The organism is Amphritea sp. (assembly GCF_050300915.1).
In the GTDB taxonomy this organism is placed as follows: domain Bacteria; phylum Pseudomonadota; class Gammaproteobacteria; order Pseudomonadales; family Balneatricaceae; genus Amphritea.
Genome location: NZ_JBNKYN010000024.1, coordinates 45,796 through 55,720 on the forward strand (window position 1 = coordinate 45,796; position 9,925 = coordinate 55,720).

The following is a 9,925-nucleotide window of genomic DNA, read 5'->3' on the forward strand; positions in this document are numbered from 1 at the left end:
TCAAGATCGCCATCAGCTCTAATCTTAAAATTGCACAGCCTGGCGGTCAGAGCCCCAGCCAGCCAATTACTCCCTTAACGGTCACCATCAATGCCGATGCGCCGGAGACCGCCAGTAGTAGTGGTTTAGCCGAGGTGGTCGTTAGCTTTCCGTCGATCAGGCGCGCCAGGAAAAAACCTAAAAATAACCCCGGCAATATCTTCAGACTGAGGTGGGCGGTGTGCCAGTCGAGGCTGCCCTGATGGATCAGCATGATGATAGATACCGGTGTACCAATCAGCAGAAAGGCGGCGATCTCACTGCGGGCGGTAATCCGGTCCTGCTGTTGATACACCAGCGCGATCGGCGGCCCCCCCACGGAGGTGGCGGTACCGGTAACGCCGGACATAAAACCGGCAATGGTCAGGTTGATCGGTGTGGTGGGAATGCTCAAACGCCACAGACTGAGCAGCACGGCACTGAGTACCGAAAAGCCGAAAAACAGACTCAGGGCATACTGTGGTATCGCGACCAGCAGAGCGGCCCCGCACCAGGCTCCCGGAACTCTGGCAATGATAGCGGGCATTACCCTCTTCCAGCGTAACTCCCGGCGCTCGCGAATCACCATCATCAGCGCCAGCCCTAAACCCACTAACAGGATAGGGCCAGGTACATAGACCGGATCGATCAGATAGAGCAGAGGCGCTGCCACCAGGCCATAGCCGATTCCCACCACTGTTTGCAGGGCGATACCGCAGGTTACGATCAGGACGGCCAGGAGTTCCGGCAGGGTATATAACATGGTGTGGGCGCTGTATTGAGGTGAATAATTAGTCAGTATGCCAGCGGATGAGATGGAGCGGTATACGTTAATAAGGAAAAGATGACCCGGTTGCAGGCGGTGCAACCTGTAACCGGGTCATCGGCAGGGTCAGCCCGATTAACATCAGACCGACCATACTCTCACAGATATCGAAGAGTTAGCGACCACCCGCTCCCTGCCGGGAACGCTCGCTATTTTCCACCAGAACACCTTCGCCGATTCTATTGATTTCGGCCCACAGCGTTTCATCGATATCGATACCGAAATCGACACTGTGCTCTTTATTGAGTCGGATCTGCTCAGCGCTTATATAACGGGCATTCCGGTTGCCTTTCGATTGCTGCAGTGATGAGGTCAGATCAACCCGCGAACTGCAAACAATCGTCATCGTCTGTTTATCTTCCGCGTTGGCTGGCAGGCTGGTGATCGCTTCACTGTAACTTGGATAGCGTTCGCCAGCTTTAATAGCTGCCGTATGTTCGGTTACCGTCTGATTGCCATTTTTCCAGTAGGCGGCCACACTGATACCACGGCGACCGCAATCGGTCAGCGCTTTAAGGATAAACATCCGGTTATGGCAGTTATGCACTGTCACCGTTGCGATGCCATTTTCCAACGCTTTAGCATGGGCGAGATCGACAGATGCGGCGATACAGTTCAGTGCGCTGCGGCCGTTACTGTCGATAATTGCTGAGGTGCTGTCTTCGTAGATCACAGTACTCAGGGGTTTACTGCTGTCATCGCCAATATAGGGCAGGGCGCGCTGCAACTCATCCAGTCCCTTAAGGCCATGTTTTTCCAGCCAGAGAATCATATTGGCAGCATCTTCATAGTTGCCAACATAGTAACCGGTGGCTTCAAAGCAACGACGCAGGGCGGCTTTCAGCTCAATCATAGATACATGCATCAGAGTTCTCCTTGCTGCGCTGGGGCCAGAGGCATGAACCAGTCATCATTGAATGTGTGACCAATATCGTCCAATAGCGGAGCCCCCTGGAACATGGTATTGCGCACCCATAGTTTTGACCGGGGATCAAACTTACCGACACCAAAAAAGGCCAGTTTAGCTCTTAACAGATGCATGGGGAGGATATCCCGGTCCAGCAGATTAGCCTGTATATCGCCATAGATGCAGCGGTTCATACTCTGAATCCGCCGGACAATACCGCGCAGTTTCGGCTGTGCAACCATAAACCGGGCAGTGGAGTGTTGCGGATGTTCACTGATGTACTGACACAGCTGGTCATAGCATTTGCGTACGGCATAACCCACCCCCAGTGCCATCTGTTTCTCTTTTCCATCCTCCTCCCGGGCATCACCCAGGCGAGGTTCCATTTTCTCTTCAGATCGGTACCAGAAAGTGTCTTTTGCGCCGTCCGCAGAAAAGTCCAGCACCAGCGCCCACTGGTAACGTTGCTCGATGACCTGCTTCAGCTGCTGCAGGGGCATCACCGGGTCCAGATCCAGAAACTCCTCGGCGGTGTGATAATCTTCCAGCTCATCGACCAGTTCTGGGTAGAGTTCCAGCATTACTGACACCAGTATCTCCTGTCCCTGCAGTGAACAGTTTTCTTCACTCCATCTGAGCAGAGCATCCCAGCTGCCGATGCCGTTAGCCGTATGCTCACGAATCGCTTCCAGATCTTTAAGAACCTGCAGGTTATTGGCTGTCTGCCAGGCATCTTCGGTGACGGTTTGTTCTGTATGAATAGCACAGCGTTCCAGTAATTCAGGAAATTGCTGAGTAATACGCTTGTTGATGTTACCCAGCACCCGCACCCTTGCCAGCGCCAGTTCCCGCATCTCCACCCATTGGTTAATCAGTAACGGGTGGTTGATCAGGTAGGGAGCCATACCCAGACCGGTTGAATTGCCGATACCGAAGAAACGTTTAATCTCTGGCAGCATCGGATGATAGGTTTCTGGGGTGCGGTGCTGTGCAATATGCTCCGCCTGAAGCAGACTGAAGTTCCGCAGCATCAGACAGACAAACATCTCTGCAGCGAAAGGACGGTTGAAATCGGGGTGGCGGGTAGACACCTTTTCCCAGTCGGCCATACCCAGCTTACCGCTACCGTAAACCGCAGTGGTTCGATACAGATAGCCTACACGGGCTATCTGGGCGACATCGGGTTGTTTGCCACAGGCTAACTGATCAACAACATAGTCGAAATTCCGGGCACTACGATTGGCACGGGAGAGTACGAATACCCGCGCATCGACGCGGCCAGCTTCCTGCTTAGGGACATTCTGGCGCAGTTTTTCCAGGTAGATATCATCAACCTGGCCATCTGCCAGCGCCATGGTCAGATCCCACTTTGTGGCGATCACCCGGTCGTTGCGCTCGTCCGGGGAGAGGTAATCGGAAAACAGAACAAAGCTATAGCACTTATTGGGTGTTGTGATTTCGTAGACGACAGAGCCATAGCCCTGCGGGTCGAGTTCAAAGCGAACTGGTTCGATTTGCCAGCGCTCACGCATGATCCGGCGGACCAGGGTGCGCATAAAACTGAGTCGGCTCTGATGAATAGCGCCCAGACGTTCCAGATCCATAACCTGATCAACCGGGCGCAGTGGCAGTGCATTATCGCCTCTCAGGGAAGCCTGTATTGCAGCAGACGTGGTCATTATTGTTATCCTCATAAATAGCAGCACATCTTTTTATAGTTAACAGCATAGATGTGTCCGAAACCTTCAGGAGTCCAGGCTCCTGTCTGCGCGCTACAGGTTTCGTTTGTAATTATTGTATACAGGGCGCACTACAGGGAGGAGATCACGGCCATTGTCTGTCATGCCCTGCCTGTATGCGATTTATCATGGGCTATAAAAGGGATCACATACAAATCAGAAGGTTATATCGGCTAATAAACAAAACTTATCAAAATAGCTCAAGCTATTATTTTTCCTATGCATCTGAGCGATGTTTCAGATGGCAAAGATCTGAAAATTTATTCTGAACCTGCTTACGCCGGGCGACTTCTGGCCAGAATAAAGTCCACCAATGCCTGAGCGGGTGGCGTCAGCGATCTGTTTGTCAGTGTGACGATACCGATTCGCCGCACAACCACCGGCGTACTCAACGGAATAAAGCACAGGGTTTCACTCTCTTTGGGGACCGCATACCGGGGTAGTGTCGTTACGCCAAAACCGGCCTCTAACATGGCGATCAGCGATATCATGTTGGAGATGTAGAATTGTGAGTGCCCGATCAGAGGTCGTGCTTCACTGTCTTCCAGCAGGCGGGAGGTACCGTTACCAATCAATCGATGGTTGCGTAACTCTTTCCAGTGTAACTCTTTGAATTCTGCTAGTGGATGATCCTTTGGACATACCACTCCAATCTGATCTTCCCAGATCGGAATAAAGGTTTTATCGCTGTGTTCCTGTTCATGAAACAGGTGAGCGATACCGAAATCTACCTGTTGATTTTCTACCATCCGGTATACCGCGGAAGAGTTATCGTCAAAGAAACTGATATGCAGATCGGGCGTATTGTTAACAAACTCCAATAACAGCTCGGGTAATACCTGGCTTGCAATGGAAGGCACTGATGCCAGACGCAGATGGCCTGTCTTATGCTCGGCCAGCAGTGTCATATCTTCCGAAATCCGGTCGTGATGTTCGATAAGTTCTTTCGCTTTAGGCAGAAAATACTCGCCAAAGGGTGTCAGCTCTGTCTTGGCTGTTTTGGCGTTACGCTTTTCAAACAGCGATTCGCTGAGTTTATTTTCAAGATCACGAATAGACAGCGAAATCGCCGGTTGAGTGCGGTGAGCTTTTTCCGCGGCAGCATGAAAGCCTTTCAGTTCAGCGACCCAGACAAAGTGACGTAATTGAGTAATTTTAAATTCAGGCAGCATGGCATATCCCTCAGATGCATCGGGAGTCGTTGATAAAGTGTGATAAGGAAGCCTTATCAGTAGATATTATTTATTAATTATTCTTATTAAAGCACAGGGCCTATGATTGATCCATCTACATTCAGGAGGTCGATATGTCTGATTCAGTTTTTCGCAATTACATTGCAGGTGAGTGGGTTGAGGGTAATAAGGGTCAGGTGATAAATATCAGCCCGGCCGATATCAGCGATGTGATTGGCAACTATGCTCAGGCCGATAAGGTGCAGACTGAGGCGGCGATTGCGGCGGCAGCTGTCGGTCAGGCTGAGTGGGCAAAGAGTGGTCTGGAGCAACGTTACTCAGTATTAATGGCGATTGGCGATGAGCTGATCGCCCGTAAAGATGAGTTGGGTGAGCTGCTGGCCCGGGAAGAGGGCAAGACACTGGCGGAAGGAGTGGGTGAAACCTATCGTTCAGGTCAGTTTTTCCACTATTACGCGGCAGAAGTACTTCGCCAGATGGGCGAGACTGCTGACTCTGTGCGTCCCGGTATTGAGATTGAAACCCGTCGGGAACCGGTGGGTGTAGTCGGTATTATCACGCCCTGGAATTTTCCTACCGCTACCGGTGCCTGGAAGATCGCTCCGGCGCTGGCTTTTGGTAACGCTGTTGTCTGGAAACCCGCTAATCAGGTACCCGCATCAGCCTGGGCGCTGACTGAAATCATCTCACGACAGGGACTGCCTGCCGGAACGTTTAATCTGGTGATGGGGCCGGGTTCAGAAGTGGGTGATGTGCTGATCAATTCCCGCGGCATTAACGCGCTGACCTTTACCGGTTCTCTTGAAACGGGTCGTAAAGTGGCTGCTGCTACTGCGATCAATCTGGTCAAGTGTCAGTTGGAAATGGGCAGTAAAAATGCACTGGTTGTGCTCGATGATGCGGATCTGGATAACGCAGTCGAATGTGCGGTGGGTGGCGCTTTTGGTGGTACGGGGCAGAAGTGTACCGCGTCTTCCCGCCTGATCGTCACTGAAGGGATTCATGACCGTTTCGTTGAGGCGATGATAGAGCGTATGAAGAAACTGGTTGTCGGTCATCCACTGAAACCCGGGGTCCATATCGGGGCCGTGGCTGATGCCCGACAGATGGAGCAAAACCTTCACTATCTTGAGATCGCTAAGAAAGAGGGCGGCAACCTCATATTCGGTGGCGAAGTGCTGACTGAGGAGACGGAAGGTTACTACATGCAGCCGGCACTGTTCACTGAAACCACAAATCAAATGACCATTAACCGTGAAGAAGCGTTTGCCCCGATCGCCAGTATTATCCGGGTTAAAGATTATAACGAAGCGTTGGCAACCCTGAATGATACCAACTTCGGTCTGACCGGCGGTATCTGCACAGAGTCTTTGAAATACGCGACAGATTTCAAACGTAACGCCAAAACTGGTTGTGTGATGGTAAACCTCCCAACGGCGGGAACTGATTACCATGTGCCGTTTGGTGGCCGTAAAGATTCAAGCTTCGGGCCGCGGGAACAGGGTAGCTATGCGAAAGAGTTTTATACCGTCGTTAAGACTACCTATATCCGTGGTTAACGGAGGCGACTAATGCAATCAATACAAGAACAACACGCTCAGGCACTGCATTCAGAGTTGATCGTTATCGACGGCCTGCAGTACTCCAACTGGGACCGGAAGATCTTCGAACAGCTGCGTGAAGGTGGCGTAACGATGGTGCATGCCACCATTGTTTATCACGAACAGATCAGGGAAACGCTGACCCGCATTGCCGAGTGGAATCGTCTGTTCGAACTGAACAGTGATCTGATCATGCCGGTGCGCAGTGCCGCGGATATCCGCCTGGCAAAGCAGTTGGGTAAGGTTGGCATCATGTTCGGCGCGCAAAACTGCTCTCCCATTGAGGATGATATCGGCATGATTGAGGTGATGCGTGAGCTGAATCTGATGATCATGCAGCTGACCTATAACAATCAGAGCCTGCTTGCCTGTGGTTGTTATGAGGCAGAAGACAGTGGTGTTACCCGCTTTGGGCGTCAGGCGATTAAAGAGATGAACCGGGTGGGCATGATTGTCGATATGAGCCACAGCGGTGAGCGCAGCACACTGGATGCGATCGAAATCTCTGATCGTCCCATTGTCATCTCCCATGCAAATCCGCTCAGTTTTCATGAAGCAAAGCGGAATAAATCAGATCGGGTGCTCCGGGCTCTGGGAGAGTCCGGAGGGTTATTAGGCTTCAGTCTGTATCCATTTCATCTGAAAAATGGCCCGGACTGCACCCTCGGTGACTTCTGTGACATGGTCGCCAGCACCGCCGATATGATGGGCATTGATCAGATCGGTATCGGCACCGATCTGTGTCAGGAGCAACCTCTTTCTGTCCTGGAATGGATGCGAAATGGACGCTGGTCAAAGTCTATGGATTATGGCGAAGGTTCAAAAAGTAATGCCGACTGGCCGCGACCGCTGTCCTGGTTTCGGGATAGCAGAGACTTCCCAAATCTGACGAATGGACTACTGGAGCGGGGGTTTAGCCGTGAGGATGTGGCCAAAATCATGGGTTTGAACTGGCTGAACTTTCTTGACGCCGGGCTTAAACCGCAATCAAGCATGTAAATAGGTCTATGGCTCAAACCTTTGAGAGTCCTGTCTGAGCCATAGGTTTACCTGATAACGAATAAGTATAAAGATCCATCAGGAGACGAAAATGAGTAACACAACGCAAGCGACTGTTGCCGGGCAGCAGATATGCAATAACGAGGCTGAGATGGCCGGAAAAAAACTACTGGCAGGTGTTGATCTTCCAGTATTTCTGATCAGTGGTGGTGTACTGGTACTGTTTGCCGTACTGGCTCTTTATGATATAGAAATGATGTCTGGCTGGGTTAACGCCGCCTTTGCTACCTCCACTAAATATTTCGGTGCTTACTGGCAGATTTTGCTGCTACTAACCTTTGTGATCGGCCTGTTTCTGACGTTGGGACGCACTGGGTCAGTGGTGCTGGGCGGCGTGAAAGTCCCCGAGATGCCGCTGTTTCAGTGGGTTTCTGTGATTATGTGTACTTTGCTGGCGGGTGGCGGAGTATTCTGGGCTGCTGCTGAGCCGATGGCGCATTTTACCTCGGCGCCGCCGCTTTTTGCGGCTACTGAAGCGGGTACTGCTCAGGCTGCTTATAACGCCCTGGCGCAGAGTTTTATGCACTGGGGATTTCTGGCCTGGGCAATACTGGGAAGCCTGACCGGTATTGTGTTTATGTACCTGCATTATGAAAAAGGGTTGCCTCTTAAACCCCGCACGCTGCTGTACCCGGTGTTTGGTGACAAAGTGATGAGCGGTCCTCTGGGCGCTATTGTCGATTCCAGCTGCGTGCTGGCAGTGGTTGCGGGCACCGTTGGTCCGATCGGCTTTCTTGGGTTACAGGTTAGCTTTGGTCTGGAGAAACTGTTTGGCATTCCCAATACCTATTCAACTCAGTTGATGATCCTCGCAGGTCTGATCGGTATCTATACCCTTTCTGCGGTGAGTGGCGTCACCAAAGGTATTCAGATGCTTAGTCGGGCTAACGTTATTCTGGCGGTTATTTTGATGGCGTTTATCCTGGTCTTTGGCCCGACAGCATTCATTATTGATGGTTTCCTGCAATCCTTTGGGGTCTATCTGGATCAGTTTATTCCGATGGCAACGTTCCGGGCTGATACCGGCTGGCTGGACTGGTGGACTGTGTTCTTCTGGGGCTGGTTTCTGGGCTATGGGCCTTTGATGGCCATGTTTGTTGCACGTATCTCCAAAGGTCGTACCATCCGCGAGATGATCCTGCTGATCTCTGTCGTGGCTCCGGTAATCACCTGCTTCTGGTTTACGATTGTTGGCGGCAGCGGGCTGGCTTATGAGTTGGCGAATCCCGGAGTGATCTCTGAGCCCTTTACCGGATTCAATCTTCCTGCTGCGTTACTGGCGATTACTGAGCAGTTGCCGATGGGCTTTATGATCTCCGTGCTGTTTTTGATTCTGACAACGATCTTTGTGGCGACTACCGGTGACTCAATGACCTATGCCGTTTCTATGGTGATGACCGGAACGGATCACCCACAAAGTTCTATCAGAGTTTTCTGGGGCATCATGATGGGGGTTGTTGCCGCTTTGCTGATCTCAATAGGTTCTGGCGGTATCTCTGCGCTGCAGTCATTCATTGTGGTGACAGCGGTGCCCGTCTCGCTGGTTTTGCTGCCTTCTCTCTGGACCGCACCTCAGATCGCTCGCAAAATGGCGGATGAGCAGGGACTTTAATTAATACGAAATCCTAGTCCGAACACTGTGTTTGTCCGAGTTCCGAGAAAGCGGACAGACACAGTGCCTGACTTTATTCTTGTTCTTATCGGACAAGCTGCACGGGCAACGCTCAGATAAGTACAGTGTTCGGACTTCAAATTGCTATTTTTTATATAAGTGAATTGCTATGAAACAAGCTGTAAAAACTGACCTGTTTGCCTCCAAAGCCCCGCTTGAGTGGGCGGTTATTGCCAATGGCCAGTTATCAACGGCACAGATCCCGATCAATGCTGAAGGTCAGGTTGTAGAGGGCGGAATTGAAGCTCAGGCGCGCCAGACCATGGAAAACTTTAAACACACCCTTGGTGCGGCAGAGCTGACTATGGATGATGTCACTCAGGTACTGATCTATGTTACCGATCGCGAGTATCTACCGGTGTTTAATCAGGTTTATGCGGAGTACTTTAACGCCCCCTATCCGAATCGTGCTGCAATGGTTGTCGCAGGGTTAGCCCGGGAAGAGATGCTTTGTGAAATTGTTGCATACGCTGCGGTTCCTGGCGCATGAGTCAAATAATGTCTGGCTAAGTCCGTTTAGCTGATAAAAACCGCCTTTGTAGGCGGTTTTTGTTGTTATAGACAGGTCATTATTTCCGCCACTTTGCCCATGGGTCATCATCGTAGTCAGATGAGCGGTTCGGAGCATCAGATGCTTTTCTCCCGGGTTTCCAGCGCTCCTGCTTATCCCGGGCGTTTTCCTGTTTGCTGGAATAGCCACCTGGCTTTCTGTTTGCTTTATAGCTTTTGGTTTTGCCATGCTCGGCGGCTTTTTTGGCCTGCTTTTCCCGCATCCGCTCAGCATCTTCCAGGCTCAGTTCAGCCGGTTCGCGGGGTGTCTGGCCTTCAGGAATAATCCGGTCTCTGGGTGACAGGGCAAACTGTTCAGATGACACTCTTGGCAGGTTTTTAAACTTGTACAGGTAGAACA

General features: G+C 51.4%; 8 protein-coding genes and 1 pseudogene. 4 read left to right on the forward strand and 5 right to left on the reverse strand.

What is annotated here, in order from left to right:
* Nucleotides 1–46: 46 nt before the first annotated feature.
* The 4 genes from ACQY8X_RS08615 to ACQY8X_RS08630 all read right to left on the reverse strand — a co-directional run bounded on the left by ACQY8X_RS08615 (nt 47) and on the right by ACQY8X_RS08630 (nt 4,662).
* On the reverse strand, nt 47–781 hold the full coding sequence (locus ACQY8X_RS08615) for a sulfite exporter TauE/SafE family protein (RefSeq protein ID WP_428034745.1): 735 nt from the start codon (nt 779–781) through the stop codon (nt 47–49).
* A gap of 178 nt (nt 782–959) precedes the next feature.
* On the reverse strand, nt 960–1,709 hold the full coding sequence (locus tag ACQY8X_RS08620) for a DUF3726 domain-containing protein (protein WP_205209871.1): 750 nt from the start codon (nt 1,707–1,709) through the stop codon (nt 960–962).
* Complete coding sequence (locus ACQY8X_RS08625; protein WP_428034746.1) at nt 1,709–3,430, reverse strand: hypothetical protein; 1,722 nt, start codon at nt 3,428–3,430, stop codon at nt 1,709–1,711. The genes ACQY8X_RS08620 and ACQY8X_RS08625 overlap by 1 nt, the downstream gene beginning before the upstream one ends.
* 335 nt (nt 3,431–3,765) lie before the next feature.
* Nucleotides 3,766–4,662: a LysR family transcriptional regulator gene (locus tag ACQY8X_RS08630; protein ID WP_091360066.1), complete on the reverse strand. Its 897-nt coding sequence runs from the start codon at nt 4,660–4,662 to the stop codon at nt 3,766–3,768.
* Nucleotides 4,663–4,796: 134 nt separating this feature from the next.
* Between ACQY8X_RS08630 and ACQY8X_RS08635 the strand changes: the two genes are divergently transcribed.
* The 4 genes from ACQY8X_RS08635 to ACQY8X_RS08650 all read left to right on the forward strand — a co-directional run bounded on the left by ACQY8X_RS08635 (nt 4,797) and on the right by ACQY8X_RS08650 (nt 9,505).
* A complete protein-coding gene (locus ACQY8X_RS08635) occupies nt 4,797–6,242 on the forward strand; it encodes an aldehyde dehydrogenase family protein (RefSeq protein WP_091360064.1) in 1,446 nt (481 codons plus the stop codon).
* 45 nt (nt 6,243–6,287) lie between these two features.
* A complete protein-coding gene (locus ACQY8X_RS08640) occupies nt 6,288–7,283 on the forward strand; it encodes a dipeptidase (RefSeq protein ID WP_428034748.1) in 996 nt (331 codons plus the stop codon).
* A gap of 91 nt (nt 7,284–7,374) precedes the next feature.
* The gene (locus ACQY8X_RS08645; RefSeq protein WP_428034747.1) at nt 7,375–8,955 is read left to right on the forward strand and encodes a BCCT family transporter; all 1,581 of its coding nucleotides are present in this window, start codon (nt 7,375–7,377) and stop codon (nt 8,953–8,955) included.
* A 169-nt stretch (nt 8,956–9,124) separates the two neighbouring features.
* Complete coding sequence (locus ACQY8X_RS08650) at nt 9,125–9,505, forward strand: RidA family protein (RefSeq protein WP_091360061.1); 381 nt, start codon at nt 9,125–9,127, stop codon at nt 9,503–9,505.
* A gap of 79 nt (nt 9,506–9,584) precedes the next feature.
* On the opposite strand, the pseudogene ACQY8X_RS08655 reads toward ACQY8X_RS08650, so the two are convergent.
* Nucleotides 9,585–9,925: pseudogene (locus tag ACQY8X_RS08655) on the reverse strand (VF530 family DNA-binding protein); the annotation flags it as partial.